22 protein-coding genes are annotated in these 20,540 nt (G+C 31.7%); 15 read left to right on the top strand and 7 right to left on the bottom strand.

Annotated features, from left to right (window positions below):
- Window positions 1–3: 3 nt before the first annotated feature.
- The 6 genes from speB to AAFU52_RS17410 all read left to right on the top strand — a co-directional run bounded on the left by speB (window position 4) and on the right by AAFU52_RS17410 (window position 6,183).
- Window positions 4–780 carry an agmatinase gene (gene speB, locus AAFU52_RS17435; protein ID WP_438422850.1) on the top strand — a complete coding sequence of 259 codons (777 nt, stop codon included), beginning with the start codon at window positions 4–6 and terminating at the stop codon, window positions 778–780.
- 186 nt (window positions 781–966) lie between these two features.
- On the top strand, window positions 967–1,404 hold the full coding sequence (locus tag AAFU52_RS17430) for a hypothetical protein (RefSeq protein WP_024770989.1): 438 nt from the start codon (window positions 967–969) through the stop codon (window positions 1,402–1,404).
- A gap of 265 nt (window positions 1,405–1,669) precedes the next feature.
- Window positions 1,670–3,154, top strand: coding sequence for a M28 family peptidase (locus AAFU52_RS17425; protein ID WP_438422849.1), 1,485 nt, complete (start codon window positions 1,670–1,672; stop codon window positions 3,152–3,154).
- Window positions 3,151–4,116, top strand: a complete 966-nt coding sequence (locus AAFU52_RS17420; RefSeq protein WP_438422848.1) for a threonine ammonia-lyase — start codon at window positions 3,151–3,153, stop codon at window positions 4,114–4,116. The genes AAFU52_RS17425 and AAFU52_RS17420 overlap by 4 nt, the downstream gene beginning before the upstream one ends.
- Complete coding sequence (locus AAFU52_RS17415; protein ID WP_438422846.1) at window positions 4,100–5,056, top strand: hypothetical protein; 957 nt, start codon at window positions 4,100–4,102, stop codon at window positions 5,054–5,056. The genes AAFU52_RS17420 and AAFU52_RS17415 overlap by 17 nt, the downstream gene beginning before the upstream one ends.
- A 5-nt stretch (window positions 5,057–5,061) precedes the next feature.
- Window positions 5,062–6,183: an aminotransferase class I/II-fold pyridoxal phosphate-dependent enzyme gene (locus tag AAFU52_RS17410; protein ID WP_024770984.1), complete on the top strand. Its 1,122-nt coding sequence runs from the start codon at window positions 5,062–5,064 to the stop codon at window positions 6,181–6,183.
- 199 nt (window positions 6,184–6,382) lie between these two features.
- Here AAFU52_RS17410 and AAFU52_RS17405 read toward each other — a convergent pair whose 3' ends face one another.
- The 4 genes from AAFU52_RS17405 to AAFU52_RS17390 all read right to left on the bottom strand — a co-directional run bounded on the left by AAFU52_RS17405 (window position 6,383) and on the right by AAFU52_RS17390 (window position 9,771).
- Entirely contained in the window at window positions 6,383–7,081 is a 699-nt protein-coding gene (locus AAFU52_RS17405) for a hypothetical protein (RefSeq protein ID WP_024770983.1), read from the bottom strand.
- A gap of 456 nt (window positions 7,082–7,537) precedes the next feature.
- Entirely contained in the window at window positions 7,538–8,704 is a 1,167-nt protein-coding gene (locus AAFU52_RS17400) for a threonine synthase (protein WP_438422845.1), read from the bottom strand.
- A 197-nt stretch (window positions 8,705–8,901) separates the two neighbouring features.
- On the bottom strand, window positions 8,902–9,237 hold the full coding sequence (locus AAFU52_RS17395) for a hypothetical protein (protein WP_438422844.1): 336 nt from the start codon (window positions 9,235–9,237) through the stop codon (window positions 8,902–8,904).
- An 87-nt stretch (window positions 9,238–9,324) separates the two neighbouring features.
- On the bottom strand, window positions 9,325–9,771 hold the full coding sequence (locus AAFU52_RS17390) for a hypothetical protein (protein WP_438422843.1): 447 nt from the start codon (window positions 9,769–9,771) through the stop codon (window positions 9,325–9,327).
- Between the two features lie 33 nt (window positions 9,772–9,804).
- Between AAFU52_RS17390 and AAFU52_RS17385 the strand changes: the two genes are divergently transcribed.
- Entirely contained in the window at window positions 9,805–10,440 is a 636-nt protein-coding gene (locus AAFU52_RS17385; protein WP_438422842.1) for a hypothetical protein, read from the top strand.
- A gap of 47 nt (window positions 10,441–10,487) precedes the next feature.
- Here AAFU52_RS17385 and AAFU52_RS17380 read toward each other — a convergent pair whose 3' ends face one another.
- Together AAFU52_RS17380 and AAFU52_RS17375 are read right to left on the bottom strand one after the other, a co-directional pair.
- Entirely contained in the window at window positions 10,488–11,267 is a 780-nt protein-coding gene (locus AAFU52_RS17380; RefSeq protein ID WP_438422841.1) for a hypothetical protein, read from the bottom strand.
- Between the two features lie 120 nt (window positions 11,268–11,387).
- Complete coding sequence (locus tag AAFU52_RS17375) at window positions 11,388–11,957, bottom strand: Crp/Fnr family transcriptional regulator (RefSeq protein WP_438422840.1); 570 nt, start codon at window positions 11,955–11,957, stop codon at window positions 11,388–11,390.
- A gap of 246 nt (window positions 11,958–12,203) precedes the next feature.
- Between AAFU52_RS17375 and AAFU52_RS17370 the strand changes: the two genes are divergently transcribed.
- From AAFU52_RS17370 to AAFU52_RS17335, 8 genes are all read left to right on the top strand, one after another.
- Window positions 12,204–12,578, top strand: a complete 375-nt coding sequence (locus tag AAFU52_RS17370) for a hypothetical protein (protein ID WP_438422839.1) — start codon at window positions 12,204–12,206, stop codon at window positions 12,576–12,578.
- A 159-nt stretch (window positions 12,579–12,737) separates the two neighbouring features.
- Window positions 12,738–13,268 carry a hypothetical protein gene (locus AAFU52_RS17365; RefSeq protein WP_438422838.1) on the top strand — a complete coding sequence of 177 codons (531 nt, stop codon included), beginning with the start codon at window positions 12,738–12,740 and terminating at the stop codon, window positions 13,266–13,268.
- Window positions 13,269–13,484: 216 nt separating this feature from the next.
- Window positions 13,485–14,390, top strand: a complete 906-nt coding sequence (locus tag AAFU52_RS17360; protein ID WP_438422837.1) for a hypothetical protein — start codon at window positions 13,485–13,487, stop codon at window positions 14,388–14,390.
- Between the two features lie 970 nt (window positions 14,391–15,360).
- Window positions 15,361–15,807 (top strand): MarR family winged helix-turn-helix transcriptional regulator, encoded by a 447-nt coding sequence (locus AAFU52_RS17355; RefSeq protein ID WP_024770974.1) that lies wholly within the window; start codon window positions 15,361–15,363, stop codon window positions 15,805–15,807.
- Window positions 15,807–17,603, top strand: a complete 1,797-nt coding sequence (locus AAFU52_RS17350; RefSeq protein WP_438422836.1) for a M61 family metallopeptidase — start codon at window positions 15,807–15,809, stop codon at window positions 17,601–17,603. Before AAFU52_RS17355 ends, AAFU52_RS17350 begins: the two co-directional genes overlap by 1 nt.
- Before the next feature lie 364 nt (window positions 17,604–17,967).
- Entirely contained in the window at window positions 17,968–18,843 is an 876-nt protein-coding gene (locus AAFU52_RS17345; protein WP_438422835.1) for an alpha/beta fold hydrolase, read from the top strand.
- On the top strand, window positions 18,836–19,330 hold the full coding sequence (locus tag AAFU52_RS17340; RefSeq protein WP_438422833.1) for an RNA polymerase sigma factor: 495 nt from the start codon (window positions 18,836–18,838) through the stop codon (window positions 19,328–19,330). Before AAFU52_RS17345 ends, AAFU52_RS17340 begins: the two co-directional genes overlap by 8 nt.
- A gap of 2 nt (window positions 19,331–19,332) precedes the next feature.
- Window positions 19,333–19,914, top strand: a complete 582-nt coding sequence (locus tag AAFU52_RS17335; protein ID WP_438422831.1) for a hypothetical protein — start codon at window positions 19,333–19,335, stop codon at window positions 19,912–19,914.
- A 207-nt stretch (window positions 19,915–20,121) separates the two neighbouring features.
- Here AAFU52_RS17335 and AAFU52_RS17330 read toward each other — a convergent pair whose 3' ends face one another.
- Window positions 20,122–20,532, bottom strand: a complete 411-nt coding sequence (locus AAFU52_RS17330) for an Lrp/AsnC family transcriptional regulator (protein ID WP_438422829.1) — start codon at window positions 20,530–20,532, stop codon at window positions 20,122–20,124.
- Window positions 20,533–20,540 lie beyond the last annotated feature (8 nt).

Raw genomic sequence — 20,540 nt, 5'->3', positions numbered from 1 at the left:
TAAATGAGTAAAATTGTCATACAAGGAATACAATTTGATAAAAAATCCTCTTTTCAGCAAGGTCCGGAACTAGCTCCTCCATTAATTAGAGAAACATTACACTGCGGTTCGCTTAATCTTTTCACAGAAAACGGAATCACAATCGAGGATTCTCGAATAACCGATAAAGGAGATTTTGATATTTCAGATTATTTTGAGATTGAAACCATAACTTCGAATCATTTAGAAGCTGAAACAAAAGTTTTTACTTTGGGAGGGGATCACTCTATTACATTTCCAATTATTAAGGCTCATCATAAAAAATATCCAAAATTAGACATTTTACATATCGATGCGCATTCTGATTTATATGATAACTTTGAAGGTGACAAATACTCTCACGCCTGTCCTTTTGCAAGAATTATGGAAAACGGATTTGCTGCCAGGTTAGTTCAGGTGGGGATTAGAACACTAAACACGCATCAGGCAGAGCAGGCAGAAAAATTTAATGTCGAAATTCATCAAATGAAGAATCTGGATGTAACCAAAATATCTCAATTTGATAATCCTGTATATATCTCATTGGATATGGATGGTTTTGACCCAGCATATGCACCCGGAGTTTCGCATCATGAACCTGGAGGTCTATCGTCTAGACAAGTAATCGATTTAATCCAAAATATAAAAGGTGAAGTCATTGGGGCAGATATTGTAGAATATAATCCTAATAGGGATTTTCAGAATATGACAGCTTTTTTGGCAGCCAAAATGATGAAAGAAATTTTAGGAAAGATGTTATAATATAAAAGGTATTATTAGCAATGTATAAACCAATTAAAAGTTTTCAAGTACAAAAATAAGCTTACAAACACATCAAAAAACTATTTCACTGAAAACAAGGCACTATAAATTACCTATGATGTCTATCTTTGATTCAAAGATGTTTGTAGTAATCAAGAAGTATATCAATTATTAATGTGAGAGCACATGAAAAAAATAGTTTTAATTCTTTTAGTATCCTTGTCATTATTTTCTTTTTCACAAAACAATCTGGATCAAACTCTGGTAGGTAATCACTATCTATCTGTTCAGTGGATTTCATGGGATTACTTTGGAACTGCCAAAATCGAAAAATCGAAAAAAACCAATACATATACTATCGAAGGCCACCAAAATAGTAAAGAAAATAGTGATTTCTTAAAAATCAAAGGTACCATTACTCCTGCCTCTGCAAAGCATTTGATATTTAACGGAACTATTGAAACCCAGGTAGATTTTATAAACAACGGACAGCCTTGTATAAGAGAAGGAGAATTCAATTTTAAAGTAAAAGGAAATAGAAAATACTGGAGACTCCAGGAGATGAATAATCCTTGTAGTGAAGTTACTGATTATATAGATATTTATTTTATTCAAAAAAAATGATATCCTCCAAAATTTTACTTATCAAAGTAAATATTCAAGACCTATAATTCTAATTTGTATACACTTAATTGTTTTTTTTCTATCTTTGTATATATAGAAATATAGTAACAGTATGTTACACTCTTGTTTTTTAGCTTAAGGAAGAACATCGGAAAGACAAGTGAATTTCTTACGGAAAACCTCCGTATACCTTAATCAACAAAAGTTGGTTTGGTGTACGGAGGTTTTTTTTATTGCATCTGGTATTAATTAACACATTACTATTATGAAAAGAGTTATCATCGCATTTGTAGCAATTATCATTGTTTCTGTTGCTACCTTGTATTTCTTTTCCGAAATTCTATATACCTCTTCTTTTGGGCAAAAAATATTGATGAAAATGGAAGGCGATCAAGTAGCAGAATTCTATTTTAAAGAAAATCAAACTACAAAAGACACACTATACATGAATGGTGTTATTTATTCTAATACACTACATGATATTAAAGAAATTTTGTTCGAAAACCCAAAAGTGACTACATTGGTAATGGAAGAAGTCCCAGGGTCTATAGACGATGAAATAAATCTTCTTGCTTCACGCGAAATTAGGAAACATCATATAAATACTTATATCCCGGAAAACGGAATGGTAGCTTCTGGCGGAACAGATATGTTTTTGGCAGGAGAAAAACGAAATATTCACGCTACAGCTAAGCTTGGAGTGCATTCCTGGTCAGGAGAAGATAGTGTAGCACTGGATTTCCCTAAAGATCATGAAGAGCACAAAAAATACGTAAACTATTATACCGAAATGAATATTCCCACAGAATTTTATTGGTATACATTAGAAGCGGCTTCTGCAGATAGCATTCATTGGATGACAGCAAACGAAATAAAAAAATATGATGTAGTAACTGATTCAGGAATAGAAACATCTGAATTACTTGAGATTCAAAAACAAATAGCTTCAGATGAGTACCTGGGAAGAGGCACAGGAAACAATCAAAAAGCACAAGATTTTATCCGGTCATATTTCAAAAATATTGGTTTAGAAAAATTTGATACCGATTACGATTCTCCCTTTACTTTTAAAGGTAGGAAAACCAAAAAAGAAAGGACAGGGACCAATTTTATAGGTTATATAAAAGGGAAGACACATCCCAAAAAATATATTGTTATTGGTGCGCATTATGATCACCTTGGTATTATAAATGACACTATATACAACGGTGCAGACGATAATGCTTCTGGTACTTCTGCCCTATTAACCTTAGCAAAATATTTCTCTAAAAACCAACCTCAGCATTCTATCCTCTTCGCAGCTTTTGATGCCGAAGAATTAGGTTTATTTGGTTCTAAATATTTTGTAGACAACCCACCGGTTTTGTTATCAGATATCAAACTCAATATTAATATGGATATGATTAGTCGTAACCCAAAAAACGAAATATATGTTGTTGGCACCTATCCCTATCCTCAATTTAAACCCATAATCGAAAGTATTGCAAAAGATAGTCCATTAACCGTTTCTTATGGTCATGATGATCCAGATGATAAAACCAAAGACTATTGGATGTTTTCTTCTGATAATGGTCCTTTTTTCAGGAAAGGAATCCCTAATATCACTTTTAGTGAAGAAGATCACCCAGGGTATCACCAGGCAACCGACGATATCGAAGATACAAATCCGGAATACTATAAAAATGTAGCTAAATTAATCCAGAAATCTATTGAAGCGATAGATCAAAATTTTCCAAATTCAAAACAATGATACATGCTACAGATATAATAGATGCATACAAAATTAGCAAGTCTGATTTGCATAGAACTCCTATGGCGCATTCTCCAGAGTTAAGTAAAATATCCGGGGCGAATGTCTTTCTAAAAATGGAATTTTTGCAATACACGGGGTCGTTTAAAACACGAGGGGTTCTTACTAAAATACACAGTTTAGACAAAAGTGTTTTTGACAGAACTTTTGTAGCAGCATCTACGGGGAATCATGCCGCAGCATTTGGATATGCTTCAGAAAAATTTGGTTTTAAAGGTGTATTATTTCTTCCAAAAAAAACAAGTGACACAAAAATAAAAGCTCTTGAGCAATACTCGATCAGAGTTATTTTTTATGGTGAAAACAGCTTAGAAACAGAAGAAAAAGCAAGAGCATATGCAAAAGAAACGAACGGTGTTCTAATTCATCCCTATAATGATCCCGAAATTATTAAAGGGCAAGGTACTATTGCTATTGAAATAGAAGAACAAGTACCCGAAGTAGATACTATTTTAACTCCTGTTGGCGGTGGTGGATTAGCATCTGGTATAAGCACTTATTTTAGTGCTAATAATAGTGTTTCTGTCATTGGCTGTCAACCCAAAAATGCATCAGAAATGTATTTGTCGATACAACATAATAGTATCGTTTCTCCAAGTACTTTATCAACAATAGCCGATGCATCGGCAGGCGGAATTGAAGATAATGCCATTACCTATGATATTTGTAAAAAACACTTGTCTGGTTTTGAGATCATCGAAGAAGAGGATATAAAAAAAGCTGTGGCTTTTATGATGAAATATCATAAAGTAGAAATCGAACCTACAGCAGCACTACCGATTGCAGCATTATTACAAAGTAAAGCGTATCAAGGCAAAAATGTGGTTCTGGTAGTAACCGGAAAAAAGATAGACAATCAATTATTAACCCAAATAATGGTAAAATATGGCGACTATTATTAATCTGAAAGAGATTAAAGAAAGTATAAAATCATTAGATCTCGTTGAGGCTATGAAAGAAGGTTTTATACACTATAGTAATAAAAAAACGGTAGTTCCGCCTGTAGGTGAGTTACTATTTGAAGATCCTCCTGGGGATGTACATATTAAATATGGATATATAAAGAATGATGATTTTTATGTAATCAAAATTGCCTCTGGTTTTTATAATAATTCAAAATTAGGGATAGCTTCCAGCCAGGGAATGATGCTCATATTTAGTCAAAAAACAGGGCAGCTAGCAGCTATTTTATTAGATGAAGGATATCTTACTGATATTCGTACTGCAGCAGCAGGTGCTCTGGCAGCCTTATATTTTGCTCCAAAAAAAATAAGTGCTATTGGTATTATAGGTACCGGGATCCAGGCTAAACTACAGTTGCAATTCCTGCAGAAAAACAATCCTTGTAAAACCGTATGGATATGGGGAAGAACATCCGAAAAAACAGAGAAGTTTAAAGCAGAAATGAGTACTGATTTTGATATTCATATTGCCAAAACTCCTGCCGAAGTAGCAAAAAACAGCACTTTAATTGTTACTACTACTCCATCTGAAGTCGCACTGCTTGACGCAAAAGATATCTTACCAGGTACCCATATCACAGCAGTAGGCTCTGATACTTCAGATAAACAAGAACTTGGTAGTGAGATACTTCAAAAAGCAGATATCGTTATTGCAGATAGTATTCCGCAAAGTAAAAGTAGAGGCGAAATATATCGGGCTGTTAAAGACGGTTCAATTTCCGAAGAAAAAATCGTAGAACTCGGTAATGCAATTCAGAATCCTGCCTTACAACGTACCAATGATGATCAAATAACAATAGTAGACCTTACTGGAGTTGCAGTACAAGATATAATGATTGCAAAAGCTGTTTATAAAACATACATGAATACCAAAATATAAATAGAATGAATATTCCAATTTTTGAGCTCGAAAGAGTACAATCCTTATTTGAGAACACAGTAGATTATAATCTAACAGAAAGTGGTTTTCATCCCTATACTCTTAATGAACTATTAGAGAAAGACCAGATAGATACACTTACCAATACTGTTTTAGGATATGGACAAACTAATGGTTCTATCCCTTTGCGTAAAAGAATTAGTGCAATGTATAATGGTGCTAATGAGGAAAATGTATTGGTAACCAATGGTTCTTCTGAAGCGAATTTTATTGCTTGTCATACCTTGTTAGAAAAAGGGGATGAAGTGGTTATGATGGTACCCAACTATATGCAGATCTGGGGTATTGCCGAAGAGATGGGATGTATCCCCAAGGCATTTCATTTACGTGAAGAAAACAAATGGAGACCAGATATCGAAGAATTAAAATCTCTGGTCACTTCAAAAACAAAAATGATCGCGCTATGTAATCCTAATAACCCAACAGGATACACACTTTCTTCTGAAGAAATGCAAGAAATTGTAACTATCGCAAAGCGTGTAGATGCCTGGGTATATTGTGACGAAGTATATCGTGGAGCCGAATTAGACGGAGAAATTATCGAAAGCTTTATTGGGATGTATGACAAAGTTATGGTTAACGGTGGACTGTCTAAAGCCTATGCCCTACCCGGATTACGTTTAGGGTGGTTAATAGGCCCCGAAACACTAATTGCAGATACATGGGCATATCATGATTATACTTCTATTACTGCGGGTATAATGAGTCATTATATTGGTGAGATCGCATTAAGGCCCGAAAAACGTAAAGAAATACTAACTCGAAACAGAACCATGCTTAATGAAAACCTAAAAGTGGTAAAGCAATGGCTGGATCAATACGGGGACTTATTTGAATATGTACCCCCAAAGAGTGGTGGAATGTTATTTATAAAATACAATTTAGATATTAATTCTACCGAACTGGCCGAATGGTTACGTACAGAAAAAAGTGTATTTATTTTGGCAGGAGATTGTTATGGGATGGACCATCATTTCAGAATAGGGATTGGAGAACGCAAAGAATATATCCTGGCGGGTTTAGAACGCGTTAAACAAGCTCTTAAAGAACGGTTTAATTTATCATAGCAATCTGCCTGTCATAATTTTTAGTATAATGATTTGACTCTAGTTTTAAATAGTGTTGATTTTTCATGTAATATTCCAACTCCATCCCAGAGGAAAGGGGGCAAAAGCCTTTCCTTTTGGTAGGGGTTTAGGATGGGATGAGAATTGAAAATCATATATAACCCAATTATGAACTAGAGTCAATGATTAGCTTAACAATTTATTCTGGAATACCATCGCTTTCAAGAAAAAAGGTTTCAGTTGCTGTTTTAGTAGTGCAACCTGGTTTAGAGACACTTAGAGTAACAGTGTAACGCCCATAACCTAGTCTAATTCTGCTCCCGGTACCATAAAAGATTCTTTGACTAGGACTAACAGCTTTCCAGCTATATGTATACTTCGGATTGTGTTTTCTAGCCATAACAGTATAGGCATAACTAAGCATATTTACATGTTCATTACCAGGGCATGGAACTGGAGTATCTGGATAAATGAAAGCATCAAAACTACGTGTAGAATAGCGGCCATCACTAGTAAAAAAAGTAAGATAGCCTTTATTTTTATTGATTCTTTTAACTCGTACTTTTCTTTTGTTTTTGGTATTATCAATAATTTTAAAACCTCCAGAGGCAACCCATAGTCCGTCACAAGTTGCTTCAGCAGTCATAATGGTATTTACATAAGGATATTCTTTTTGGTTTCTAACGTCTATCCACACAGGGCCTTCATAGGTTATAATGTTCCAATTATGGCAAGTATTACCTGCTTTTTTAGTAGACTTATCTGTTGTAGAGGCCTCTACAGATACATCTTTTGATTCTCCTTCGATACCATCAAGAGTACCATCATCGGTTTCGCAACTACTAATAAAGATTGCCAAAGTTAAAATAGTGATTACTTTAAAAATTGTTTTTTTCATGATTTGTTGTTTTAAGAATTAAATGTGTGATTGTCAATAATTGAATGTACAATACAGAGCATAGTAAGCCCTAGTCACTATAGCATGTATCTATTTGCTAATCAGTTATTTAATCCAAAAGTAGAAGCCATACACTGTTTACACTACCCTGTTTTCAGTGAAACAGTATTTATTTTATGTAGTTACCAGTTTTTTTGGATCAGTATCAAGTTGTTTTTTCTCTTAAAACCTGAGTTCGACGTAAGTTATAATGTTTAAAAAAGCGTCAATTCGAGTGGTTTTTCAGAATGAAATGGAGGAAAACTGTATCGAGAATAGCTTTTTTGAAGGAAGATCACTATTCTCGATACAATCCTCCAGCCTGTACTGAGTTATATCGAAGTATCGGATCACTCGAATTGACGTAAATTTCTTACATCGAATTCAGGTTTAAAAAGGAGTACTATTATTTATAAATTATGAATATAAATTTTCGATATACTTATATACAGAGCCTGTATTAAGAAGCACTACTGATTCATTATCTTTTATCCAATGGGTTTGCTTTAATTTTTTATATGCTGCCCATACTGCAGAGCCCTCTGGAGAAATAAATAACCCTTCTGTTTTTGCAAATTCCTGCATCCCTTCTTTTATTTCCTGATCAGAAATAGAAATGGCTGTTCCGTTACTTTCATATAATGTTTTCATGATCAATCGATCTCCAAACGGCTTTGGCACTCTTAATCCATTGGCTATCGTTGGAGCGGGATTATCATGCTTTGGCACATGGTCCATTTCATTATGAAAAGAGGTAATAACAGGATTACATCCATCGCCTTGAACAGCTACCATTCGGGTAGGAATATGATCTATCCATTGTAAGGCTTTCATTTCAAGAAAAGCTTTCCATATTCCTATTAATCCAGTGCCGCCTCCTGTAGGATATAGAATTACATCTGGTAGTTCCCACTGTAACTGCTCTGCAATTTCATATCCCATTGTCTTTTTTCCTTCTAGTCTAAACGGTTCTTGCAATGTAGATACATCAAACCAGGATCCATCATTTTTTGATCTCATCATACCGGCAGCATCTGCAATATTTCCTTTTACCTTAGTAACATTAGCTCCCATAATTTCACAATCTAACTGAAACGTTTTTGGAGTTTCTTCTGGCATAAAAATATGAGCTTTAATTCCTGCTTTAGCACAATATGCACTAAGGGCACTTCCTGCATTTCCCGCAGTAGGGATGCACATTGCCTTAATCCCGTGTTCTTTTGCTTTACTGACTGCCATACTAATTCCCCGGGCTTTAAAAGAACCTGTAGGATTGCCAGACTCATCCTTAAGTAATAACTGGGATTGGTTATAGGTTGATTCTAGCTTTGATAAGGTGAGAAGTGGTGTAAACCCTTCTCCCAGGCTCACTTGATTTTCTTCTTTTTCGATTGGTAGTAACTCATGATATCGCCACATTGTTGCCGGCCTGCCTTTTAAATTGTCTTTAGAAAGTGGGCTATCCAAATTATAGTATGCAACCAGAGGCTGATTATCTTTTGGACAATAGCTATGGATTTCGTTCTTATCATAAATTTCTCCGCAGTGATCACATCGAAGATAGGAGTATTCGTTAGTAGACATAATGTATTAATTTTTACTATATAAAAATATACTGCGATCAGGATATCTCAAAAAGGATTAATCTCCAAAAAGTGATATTTTCCATTTTATACATTGAATAACTAAAAAATAGCCATCGAATCAATCGCCGATAATACAAGCCTGTGTTTTATCTTTATGACAGTATTTTTATATAGTAAAATTGAGTATCTAATTTCTTAGCCTGTAAACGGTAAAAGAGATAAGCTTATCGCCAGAAGATTGTTAGACATATGAAAAAACAATGGATACCTGAAACCAAAAGATACTCTTATATATCCATAAATTAATGCGCTCATTAATTGAGGTAAGGTAAGAATCGGAAGCAAAAGAATATTTGTCCAGTTTAACTCATACTTTGTAATGTGTATCCAGGCAAAACACACACAAGAGACATAATATATACTTCTAAAATGTGTTCTCCAGAAGTTAGCCAACTTCTCTTTTAATGATGTACTATTAACTACCAGATACAAGAGTATCCCTAATGCAATTGCGATAACAGCTCGTATCAAAAAACTTTCGTCTACTGCACTTATTTTTGTTTGAAAAACAAGTTTGGTTAATACATAATATGAGAATACACCTGATGACAGTGCAACCTAAATGGGTTTAAATCTTAAGGAAAGTCTAAAAGCAACTTCTTCGATAAGAGGGAGAATTATCCCACCGACGATTAATAATGCTAATGGAGAAAAACGCTCTGACATATTTACCTTTTGTACATTCTCTGGGTCATATACGAGAGCGAAAAACAAAATTACAGGGATTAATAGTATAAATTTTAAAAAGTACAGTCCAATAGTATCATAAATTTTGAGTCTTACAGATTTTTCCAGATTTTTTTCATGTTTAGGCTTTTTTATAAAGTCAATCAATTCTTTGAATAAGGTGAAGTAGTATTTAGGCTTAATCAACGGGTATCTCATATCGTTATCTTTAATCAGAAGACGAGAGATATAGTTATTTGTAACATATATTGAGTACTCCCATTTTAGTTTACCGTAATAAAATGTCCTCTTTTTTATCATTAGGAATATAAAAACCATTACGGTAGTTTAGTACTCATAAAAGATAAATTAATGAAATGTATTGCTATATTCTCTCTATTTCTAGTTCTACTACACCATACCACTTGTTTTTCTCAGGACATTACAATGAATGAGGAAGTCTCAGAAATTATCGCTCCCGGTAAAGATGCTATTGTACAATCTGCTTTACAGCTGGTTGGTAAAGGAGCTAGCACAGAAAATTTTTCCAGAATTAGAGTAACCACCAATGGTAAAGAGGTTTTCGTTTTGTTTAACAATCCAATAAAATATCTCCCTTTAAAAACTGTTTTTTATTTTGGTGCAATGGTACATCTTAAAGAAAAAATAACCTCATATCACTCAATTTCTAATCCTGCAGAGTCTAATAGCAAAAAAGAAATTCCTTTTTATAAACAAACAGAAGACACAGAGAGAAACATTCAATTTGTAATCGAATCGATTAATAAGAGTACTAAAGTTGGTTCGGTTAACGTAGAAAATTTTGAGGATGATATGATCATTCGAGAACATGAGAATTATTACACGATAAGCGTAGTATCAGAATTTCAGGAATCGTGGTATACAATAGAAAAGGTATCGGGTAAAATTTATGATATCGGGCATGCCCATCTCGAACCTTCTCCATTTGAAAATGACAATAAAGACATCTTTATAGAAATACATTAGATGATGATTCATAAAAGAATAAGGTTAGCTTTATGAAACACGATACCTTATTCTTTTGGATATCCTATCAGGCAAATTTTTTCAGATTTCCCTCCTATAACCTCTTTTCTCCAAATATAGGTGTCTTCTTTAATTTCTTGTAAAAGCTCATCGAGATCTTCTAACCGATAAATTCTTCCGCTGGTAATTACCGCATCCCACGCAAAGCATAAAGGAATTATAGGAATTACATAGGTAAAAATAATCTGCTTAATCGTTAAAGGTCGTACCAAAGGAGTGATAAAAAGGCATAAAACAGCACTAAGAGGAATAAAGAGCCACCATAGCAAGAGAGGAAATTTTTTGTTGATTTCCATAATACATATCGGTTGCTTTTTTCTTTGTACGGCTGTCAAAATACTTTTGGCCCGGTCTGGTTTCATATGATGAAAACTACCTACCATTGTAAATATCCCTTGTATCGAATCATCAATATGTGTAGCATCCAGAGGAGTTGTTCTATAACTCATATAATCGCTGCTGCCGTTTATTCGTTTGGCAGCTACTACGTTGGGATACAAGTCTGATAAAACCAATTCAACATCTTTTACATTATACTGATTTCGCAATAGCTGTATCGTATCGAGCATTGGGCCTCCACTACCCGAGCATAAATCAATAATTTTTGTTGTTTTTGTATGCTTAATAAGATCAGCAAGTAGCCTAGCCATATCCTGACTGGTACCAAATTTTTTATGCATTACCATAATTAGCCTGGTCATACAAATTCTAATATCGTTAGGAAACCATGGTAAATCTTCGAATTCGAATAGATGTATTCTTTTCATTTCTTCAAAAGTATTTAGGGAAATAAAACAAACGAAATATCATTCTGATAGTTCCATTTCAAAATCCGAAAACAAAATTATCTATTTAGCGAATACAAACTTTTGATCTAAATCAAATTCTTACTTTGAAGCTCTAATTCTACTCAATGTTTCTTGTGTAATCCCCAAAAAAGAAGCTATATCTCCCAGAGGAACACGGGATTCGATTTTTGGATGTAGATGAATCAGGCTATCATAACGTTGTTGTACCGTTCTAAACTGAAGAGAAGCTATTCGCTCTCTAAGCTGGTAGATTACTTTGGATAGTGTAAGGCGGTACAGGTGTTCAAAATCATGGTGCTTTTTACACAAATCTTCTAAATCATCATGGTTTAATGCTACCAGAACACTGTCTTCTAATACTTCTATGGTATGTGAACTGGTTTGGCCATGCATATGATTGGTAGTCGACGGAATAAAATCATTTTCTAATGCAAACCAATCGGTTATTTTTTTACCATCAGATAAGTAATAGGCTTTGAGTGCGCCCTGTATGATATAATAAAACTTATGTGAGTATGCACCTTCTTTTACCAGTACATCTCTTTTCTTATACTCTACAATTTTTATTTTTTCGGACCAATCGTAAATAGCTTCGGCACTAATTTCACAGTACTCTTCTGTAATTTTTTTAAATATATCCTCTATCATGTTTTATAATAAAATCAATTGTTTGGGTAGAGTTTGTATAGGTAAATATGCAAAAACTTCACTAATAGTTTATGTTCTATGTATAAATTCTCTAAAAAGGCCATCCAACCAACCTCATTAAACTAAACTTTTATCTCCCTCCTGCGGGTTCCCGTAAAAATATCTAAAAAGGGAATAGTAGTTTAGTGCTCAAAAATATACCGTAGGTATATTTTAGTAGCATCCAGAAAAAAAGGGGTTAAAAAAATGGACAAATTAGACCGTAAAATCAGAGAAATCTCTGAACATAAGAATATCCAACAAGAAAAAATAAAACAAGGAATATTAGAACATCTTGAAGTAAAATATAATCTCAAAGATCATCACGAAGAGGACCAACACATCATTAAAGGCATTCAAAAAAAGATTATTAGTGCATTGTTACAAGAACCAGATCAAAAGAAACAATTGAATCAAACTATAAAATACAATGATGTCTTTGATCTCGATAGAATCGAAATGAGCTTATTAAATGATGCCTGGAACGAATTAGAAGCTCGAAATGAAGTATATGCCGAAGCCTATGAGATTGGATTAACCGATAGCGGTATCAGAAAACATAGGCGAGAAATTATAGTATAAAAAAACAAAAGCGTTGATAGATGTGATCTTATAACACAAACAAACGTTTACAAATAATCATAAACAATTACAAACAGGTATATAGTTACTAGAGGTAACTATATACCTTTGTTGTGGTGCATTTAACGAAACCGCGAAACATAAATTTAAAGGGACAAAATGATTTATAAAAAACAAAATATAAAATTGATTTCAACCTTGATATTGATTTTATTTCTTCAACCTGTATTTTCGCAAGAATTAGGTATAGAAATCCTTGAAAAAATATATGACAGAGGAAAGTCATTTACAACACCACTTAAACAAGGACGAATCGAATCTTTAAAGAATGCGAATCCACCCAAAGATACTTGGTTATATTCAAAATTAGAAGAGTACAAAAGCCAATTGGGTTCCGAAAATATTTTATATGGTGAAATACTTATGCCAAGTGTAGATGAAAAATTTTATTCTTACAATCTTTTTGCATATGATATCAAAAAAAAGTTTTATTATTTTGTAGCTATTGTATCATTTGAAATAATCAATGACGATGCGAAAATGAAAACCCAATACTTGTTCACAGAGAATAAGAGTTTGAAAAATTGGTGGAGCAAAACTTTTGGTTTTTATCAAAGCGACCTGATTAAAAATATACCTGAAGAATATCTTTTTAAAACTTGTCCACCACCACCTGATATGGAAGAATGATTATAAAATGCACCACAACAACGCATACAACTCATATCCAGATAGTTGATTAATTAAAAGTTAAGACATATTTGCAAGTCCGCCAAATATAAAATTTGGCATTTATGAGAAAAAAGATAAAAGCAAAATACTTGTATTTGGCTTAGTACCAATTCGAAACGTATTGCTTATCACCTGCCCTACTTGCCATATATCTAATGTTGGTAAACATTTAAGATGAACAGAATAATAATCATATTTTTAGTAATTTTCACAAACTGTTCGGATAAAAAAGAGTTTGAAAAACCTATTCGAATTAGTCCGCCAATAATTGAATTTGATAAAGGACGAATTCCAAAAATCACGCTTAAAGAATACTATTTTCACGGAAAAGATAGTTCTAATCTAAATCTTCAAAAAATAACCGAATTTTACTCTGACAATCAAATAGCATCTGAATCACATTTATTAACTTCTTCAAATACTGAAAAAGGAAGAAAGATTTTTTATGATTACAAAGACTCTTTATTGGTTCAAAAAAGAACTGTAAACGAAAAAAAAGATAGCACAAAAGTTGTCTACTTCTACAACAATGAAAATCAATTAGTCAAACGCAAACATTTTACTTTTAAGAAAAGATTACGTCCTGAAATAATTGAAAAACAAAAAGAAAGTACTGATTTGATAATTAATGAAGGAGATTATGAAAAAAATAGAAGTTGGGATAAAATAAGTGAAATAGACTTTTTGTATGATTCAATTGGCCGAAAAATTCAATATTACGCACCAAATTTATATTGGGACAGTCAAAATAAATATAAATGGATTTACGGCGAAAAAGGGAATATTAAAATTAAACAATCTTGGAATCATAACGAGTTAATTTGGACTGAAAACTATTCTTATGAAAAGAATAACTTCAGTTACACTCGAACTTGGAGCAATGAAGATTACCAAAAGGAGTTGAAATTTTACGTTCACAAAAATAAACTAGGTCAAAAAGTTAAAGAAATTACTATAAAAAATGACTCTATTCAACATAGTGAAAAAACATACGAGTATTATAAAAATGGAATAATAAAAAGGAAAGTCGTTTATGGAGAAAATGACAAAAGATTGATGACATATATTTACGAAAAATAAAAACGATTTACCAACACCGTATAAAATTAATTGTTAGTGCAAGCCTAATTACGAAAGTCCCCGTGGATTTTCTATTCGGTTTGTATTTGCTAAATTAGGTACTTAAACCCGACGGCACGGATTTGTAATCCGTGAAACATAAGGAAATACCAAAACAGCCACTTATAATGTGATTGTTTTTTTGTTAAAGTACATTATAATAATCCAGTTATAGATAAGATTGTTTTAAATTTATTTTAAAGTTTTAATAGCACGGATTGCAAATCCGTGCCATCGGCGTGGGTTGAGAATGAAAAAATAAAAATCAAAGAAATAACTTATATCGGATTTCAAACGAGTTACGAAAAGAGTTACTGAATAAAAAGACTGGACAATAATGCTCATTTCTAGGATATCTATAATTATAAGCCTCATTGGAATTTATATTGCTATTTCCATCCAATATAATTTATTTGACGAATACCAAACCGCAACTGGAAAGACACAAGCATTATATGGAATTAAGCATCTAATGCAACTCGATTATATTTTTATAGGAATAACTTCTTTCATACTATCAGTCATTTCAATTTTTAAAAAAGAGAACTTGAAAACAATAATATTAACCTTAGGTCTATCTATTTCAGCAATATTACTTTTGGTTTTGGAAGTATGGAAATTATTTCTGTAATAAAAACGTTTTACAACATTATATATAAAATCAGAGCAAAGTTTAGTGTTTAATCGAAAGGTTATTTCCTTTTTGCAATGGCGCTAAATTTTTATAAATTGAATAAGAAATAAAAATGCGCAGATAGATCAATTGATTCAGGCTTGTTTGCCTTGCTCCGATTCATATATTTGGCGTTATGCCTTATTAAAATAACTCAACCCTTTATTTAGTTTATTCAAAAATTAGTTAAATAAATTGTATTTTATTTGATATATCAAGTATATTTGTATCAAATATATTTATATCAAGTATTTTTTTATGAAATTTAATACTCCTACTGGAACAATTCTTTATTCCATCGAACAAGCTATTAAAGAATATCGGAAATTATGTCAAAATAATATTGACAAAACTGGATTAGATATTACTGTTGATCAAGCTTTATTACTTATTATAATTAGTGATAATTCGAAATTATCTCAAAAAGATATGGCTGAATTATTATTTAAAGATTATGCCTCTATAACTAGAATGATCGAATTAATGGTAAAAAAAGATTATATAAAAAGAGAGATAAATGAAAAGGATAGAAGACGGTTTAACTTGATTATTTCAAATAAAGGCACAAAATCCCTAAAAGCATTAGAGTCAACTATTCTAGAGAATAGACGCACAGCTTTATATGGTTTATCAAAAAATGAAATAATTCAGATTAATTCAGGGTTACAAAAAATAATTACCAATTGCAAAATCCCAAATCAATAATGATTAAAAAAGTTCTAATTTTAAGTTTAATCTTAATAACGTTATCGTGTAAGTCTATAAAAATCAGTGAAAGTGAAAACAGAACAACCATTGATTATAGTATTAATTTAAACGATAGGTCAAACGATACATTTAAAATAACCATTGATGTTACAAATCTAACAAAAGAAAATGCAATTTTTCAATTTGCTGCTACAGCTCCAGGCACCTACAAAGTGATGGACATTGGTCGCTTTGTTTCAAATTTTAACGCTTTTGATGCTAATAATGGAAGCCTTCCTGTAAAGAAGATTTCTGTAAACCAATATGAATTATCTGCTCCACAAAAGACAGTAAAAATAACATATGAAATTGCAGAAACTTTTGATTCTAAAATAAAGGAAAACACTGTTTATTTAATGTGTGGTACTTCAATAGAGAATGATCACGCACTAATAAATGGACAGGCTGTTTTTGGGTATTTCAAAGGTAAACAGGCTGCTCCATTTCGAGTAAAAATTGAGTATCCAAACCATTGGAAAATAGGAACTGCTTTAAAGAAAGATAACCAAGGTAGATATCTGGCAAAGAACTATGATGAAATTGTAGATTCTCCAATTCTTTTAGGAGAATTAAATGTGGCTTCTTCAAAAGTTGGTAACACAGATATTGATGTGTTTACGTTTTCTCAAAATAAAATTGTTAATTCTAACGAAATACTTTCTTCTATGGAAGAAATACTAGTTGCTGCAGACAAGTTTTTATACGGATTACCGGTAGATAGATATACGTTTTTATTTTTCTTTGATAATAAAGATGCAGGTGCTTGGGAACATTCTTATAGTTCAGGATATGTATTGAGAGAGAACAAATGGTCAGTTATGGAACAGTTTGTTAAAAATACGGCCGCGCACGAGTTCTTTCATATTGTAACTCCATTAAATATTCATAGTGAAATAATAGAACAATTTAATTTTGTCAAACCTGTACCTTCAAAGCACTTGTGGTTATATGAAGCCACTACAGAATGGGCTGCAAATACAATGTTATTTAGGTCTGATCAGATTTCTTTAGAAGAATATTTTGAATTGTTACATAGAAAAGTAGATGCAAGTCAATTTTTTGATAGCAATTATAGTCTTGAAAAATTATCTCTAAATTCTTATTCAAATGAAGGACAGGAACAATATGTCAATATTTACCATCGAGGCGCACTTACTATGGGGTTATTAGATATTAAATTGTTAGAATTATCTAATGGTAAAAAAGGATTGCGTGAACTAGTTAACGATTTAATTCAAAAATATGGACCTTCAAAACCATTTAAAGAAGATACTTTTTATGATGAAATAGTAAGTATGTCAAACCCTGAGATTAAAATTTTCATTGATAACTATATTATAGGTGCAAAACCTTTACCATTAAAAGAAATCTATAAAAAAATTGGAGTAAATTTCATAGAACAAGTTATTGATACAACTAAAAGCCAAACAGGTTTACGATATTATTTAACAGAAAAGGGGTTTATTATTTTAAAATGTTCAGAAGAAGCATCAAAAATAGGCTTTAAAGAAGGAGATATTATAAAAACAGTAAATAACAAAGCATTTGATGAAAATACTATAAGCGATATAAAGAAAATGTGGTCACTTTTAAATCCTAATGATACTTATTCAATATCAATTATAAGAAATGGAAACACGATAAATCTAGATGGTATGATGTTTCCAAAAGTTACTAACTATGTGTTTGAAATAGATTCTAAAGCAACACAAGAGGCAAAAGCACTATTTAAAATTTGGTCAAAATCACTTTAGAAATCTGGAGGCAAAATAACAAGACATAACAAAGTATAAAAATAATAAGGGTTAAGTGCCAAAACTCGACGGCGTGGATTTGTAATCCGTGAAACATAAGGAAATACCAAAACAGCCACTTATAATGTGACTGTTTTTTTTGTTAAAGTACATTATAATAATCCAGTTATAGATAAGATTGTTTTAAATTTATTTTAAAGTATTAATAGCACGGATTACAAATCCGCGCCATCGGCTTACTAGAGGTAACTATATACCATTGTTAGGTGCAAGCTAAAAAATCAAACGTAACAAAAAAATCAAAAAAAAGTGTAATAAAAAACGCTATTGCTAATCTAAAGAGTAAATCATAAAAATATTTACAATGAAAAAATTAGCAATTCTATTAATTTTCTTTTTTCTTCAAACAACTATTTATTCTCAAACTGAAAAATATTCCTTCAATGTTGAAATTAGGGGAAAAGGCAAACCAATAATTTTGATTCCTGGATTAGCATCTTCAGGAAAAGTCTGGAAACAAACTACTGATACACTAAAAAAAAATTACGAGTGTCATATTTTGACTTTAGCAGGATTCGCAGGTCAAAAACCAATTTCCCTCAAAAAAGGATACTATCCAATTATTCAAAAAGAAATCATTTCATATATTAAGAATGAACTAAATGAAAAACCAATATTGATTGGACATAGTTTTAGTGGTTTTTTATCACTTTCAATCGCAAGTTCTCAACCTAATTTATTACAAAAATTAATAATTGTTGATTCATATCCTTTCTTACCATCAGCATATAACCCAAACATTAATGAGACAAACATTTTACCACAAGCTAACCAAATGAAATCAACTATTCTAAAAACTACTAATAGTCTATTTGCAAAACAGCAAAAGGTAAAACTATACTCAATGATAACTGATACTATAAATGTAAAACTGGCAACGAAATGGGCTTTAGAATCAAATAGAGAAACGATTGCTCAAGCAACATTCGAAATGATGACAAAAGATTTAACTCAAACTATTGCAACTATTAAAACAGATGTTTTAGTCCTTGGAAGTTGGTATGGATTGAAAGATTATGGAATTTCTCAAGATATGGTAAAAAACGCTTTTGAAAGTCAGTATTCTAAAGTCAAAAACTGTAAAATAAAAATTGCAGAAAAAGCAAAACATTTTATTATGTGGGATGAACCAAATTGGACATTTGAGCAGATTAATCTATTTATCTCTGGGAATGAATAATAAAGAACAATTTTTTGAACAAACCTATAACGATTTAAAAGACAAAATTTATCGTCTGTGCTTAGGTTTTATGGGAAATAGATCTGATGCAGATGACTTGTTTCAAGAAGTCTTAATTAAGGTTTGGAAGAATTTAGACAATTTTAGAGAAGAAAGTTCTATCAATACTTGGGTATATAGAATTACTACTAATACTGCTTTAATGTCTATTAATAAAATTAACAAATCTAAAAGCAAACGTACTAACCTACTACCTGATAATCTTAAATACGAAATTAGTCAAGTAAACGACTCTTTTCAAGAAGACAAGACTAAAAAATTATACCAAGCTATTTCCTCTTTAAAAGAAATTGACAGAATAATAATTAGTTTACTATTAGATGATAATAGTTATAAAGAGATAGCCAATATAACAGGAATTAATGTTTCTAATGTTGGCGTAAAAATTAACAGAATAAAAAAAATACTATCCAAAAAAATACAATAATTATGGAAGAACAAATTCTAAAATGGAAAGATATGTGGCAAGAACAAAAATCAAATTCGCTCAACGTAAACGAATTAATTGTACGATTAAATCAAATGGAAAGAAATGCGAAGCTTCTGCGCACTTTTCTAATCATTGCGTTAGTGATTATTATTTTGGCTAGTTTAATTTTTATAGCAGAAATTTCAGCAAATAAATTTTACATAATATCATACGTTCTGGCGTTTACTGGTGCATTTATAAAACTAATGTTATTGTATAGAACTAAATATAGTGCTATTACAAATCAATCAGGTTTTAATAATCTATATTTTATTAAAAAACTGAATAAAAAAATAGGTTTCAAAACAAAACACTTATTAATTTATATGTCTATTATGGTAGCTTCACTAAATTTCGCCTTACTAGGTTCATATAAAAAAGGTACTTTTTTCAATTTTGTTATTAATGATGAAAATAGATTGTTTTTTCATCTAGCAACAATAGTACTATTTGCTGTTGCTTATACTTTAAATAAGATGAGAATGGACAAAAATAAAAGGGATACATTAAATTTAATTTCTGATTTAGAAAACGATTTATAAAATGGAAAGAAAGCCAGCACATAACAACGTGTATGATTCATTGCTAGTTCTAGCCTACTTACGAAAATCCTCGCGGATTCTCTATTCCGTTTTCATTTACTAAATTAGATACTTAAACATATACAAGCACGTTGGCAGTAATATTACCTCTTACAGATAAATAAATGACAGAATTTGTCTGTTTATAGAACTTTTCAAGGAAATAGATTACGCTTCTAAAATAATGCTCGTTTTTGAAGCACCATACTCTGCGATTTTTTCAAGAAAGGAAATAAGATGTTTATTGTTTCTAAAATAACCTAAAACGCATAAGCAATCATCACCAGTAATTCTATCACAACTTTGAACTTCTTCCATTGCTTGTATTTGTTTTTGAGCATCATTTGATCCTGTTGATCCTCGATGTATTACTAATGTTATATATGCTTTAGTCTCAATGCCCAATTTTTCATGATTCAATTTTAGAACATAGCCTTCGATTATGCCTTCTTCTTCCATTAGCCTAACACGCTTGCCTATTGCAGGAGCAGACAATCCTACTTCTTTTCCAATATTAGCGAAGCTTTCTCTAGCATTAATTTTTAGTATTTCAAGTATCTTTTTATCTAGTATATCCATTTGTAATC

Source organism: Aquimarina macrocephali (genome assembly GCF_051627225.1).
Classification (GTDB): domain Bacteria; phylum Bacteroidota; class Bacteroidia; order Flavobacteriales; family Flavobacteriaceae; genus Aquimarina; species Aquimarina macrocephali.
The sequence above is the reverse complement of the archived record's forward strand: the minus strand, read 5'-3'. Positions and strand labels throughout refer to the sequence as shown.

Coding starts and splice junctions, on each gene's coding strand:
- speB (WP_438422850.1), top strand. CDS start 4: ATGAGTAAAATTGTCATACAAGGAATACAATTTGATAAAAAATCCTCT.
- AAFU52_RS17430 (WP_024770989.1), top strand. CDS start 967: ATGAAAAAAATAGTTTTAATTCTTTTAGTATCCTTGTCATTATTTTCT.
- AAFU52_RS17425 (WP_438422849.1), top strand. CDS start 1,670: ATGAAAAGAGTTATCATCGCATTTGTAGCAATTATCATTGTTTCTGTT.
- AAFU52_RS17420 (WP_438422848.1), top strand. CDS start 3,151: ATGATACATGCTACAGATATAATAGATGCATACAAAATTAGCAAGTCT.
- AAFU52_RS17415 (WP_438422846.1), top strand. CDS start 4,100: ATGGCGACTATTATTAATCTGAAAGAGATTAAAGAAAGTATAAAATCA.
- AAFU52_RS17410 (WP_024770984.1), top strand. CDS start 5,062: ATGAATATTCCAATTTTTGAGCTCGAAAGAGTACAATCCTTATTTGAG.
- AAFU52_RS17405 (WP_024770983.1), bottom strand. CDS start 7,081: ATGAAAAAAACAATTTTTAAAGTAATCACTATTTTAACTTTGGCAATC.
- AAFU52_RS17400 (WP_438422845.1), bottom strand. CDS start 8,704: ATGTCTACTAACGAATACTCCTATCTTCGATGTGATCACTGCGGAGAA.
- AAFU52_RS17390 (WP_438422843.1), bottom strand. CDS start 9,771: ATGGTTTTTATATTCCTAATGATAAAAAAGAGGACATTTTATTACGGT.
- AAFU52_RS17385 (WP_438422842.1), top strand. CDS start 9,805: ATGAAATGTATTGCTATATTCTCTCTATTTCTAGTTCTACTACACCAT.
- AAFU52_RS17380 (WP_438422841.1), bottom strand. CDS start 11,267: ATGAAAAGAATACATCTATTCGAATTCGAAGATTTACCATGGTTTCCT.
- AAFU52_RS17375 (WP_438422840.1), bottom strand. CDS start 11,957: ATGATAGAGGATATATTTAAAAAAATTACAGAAGAGTACTGTGAAATT.
- AAFU52_RS17370 (WP_438422839.1), top strand. CDS start 12,204: ATGGACAAATTAGACCGTAAAATCAGAGAAATCTCTGAACATAAGAAT.
- AAFU52_RS17365 (WP_438422838.1), top strand. CDS start 12,738: ATGATTTATAAAAAACAAAATATAAAATTGATTTCAACCTTGATATTG.
- AAFU52_RS17360 (WP_438422837.1), top strand. CDS start 13,485: ATGAACAGAATAATAATCATATTTTTAGTAATTTTCACAAACTGTTCG.
- AAFU52_RS17355 (WP_024770974.1), top strand. CDS start 15,361: ATGAAATTTAATACTCCTACTGGAACAATTCTTTATTCCATCGAACAA.
- AAFU52_RS17350 (WP_438422836.1), top strand. CDS start 15,807: ATGATTAAAAAAGTTCTAATTTTAAGTTTAATCTTAATAACGTTATCG.
- AAFU52_RS17345 (WP_438422835.1), top strand. CDS start 17,968: ATGAAAAAATTAGCAATTCTATTAATTTTCTTTTTTCTTCAAACAACT.
- AAFU52_RS17340 (WP_438422833.1), top strand. CDS start 18,836: ATGAATAATAAAGAACAATTTTTTGAACAAACCTATAACGATTTAAAA.
- AAFU52_RS17335 (WP_438422831.1), top strand. CDS start 19,333: ATGGAAGAACAAATTCTAAAATGGAAAGATATGTGGCAAGAACAAAAA.
- AAFU52_RS17330 (WP_438422829.1), bottom strand. CDS start 20,532: ATGGATATACTAGATAAAAAGATACTTGAAATACTAAAAATTAATGCT.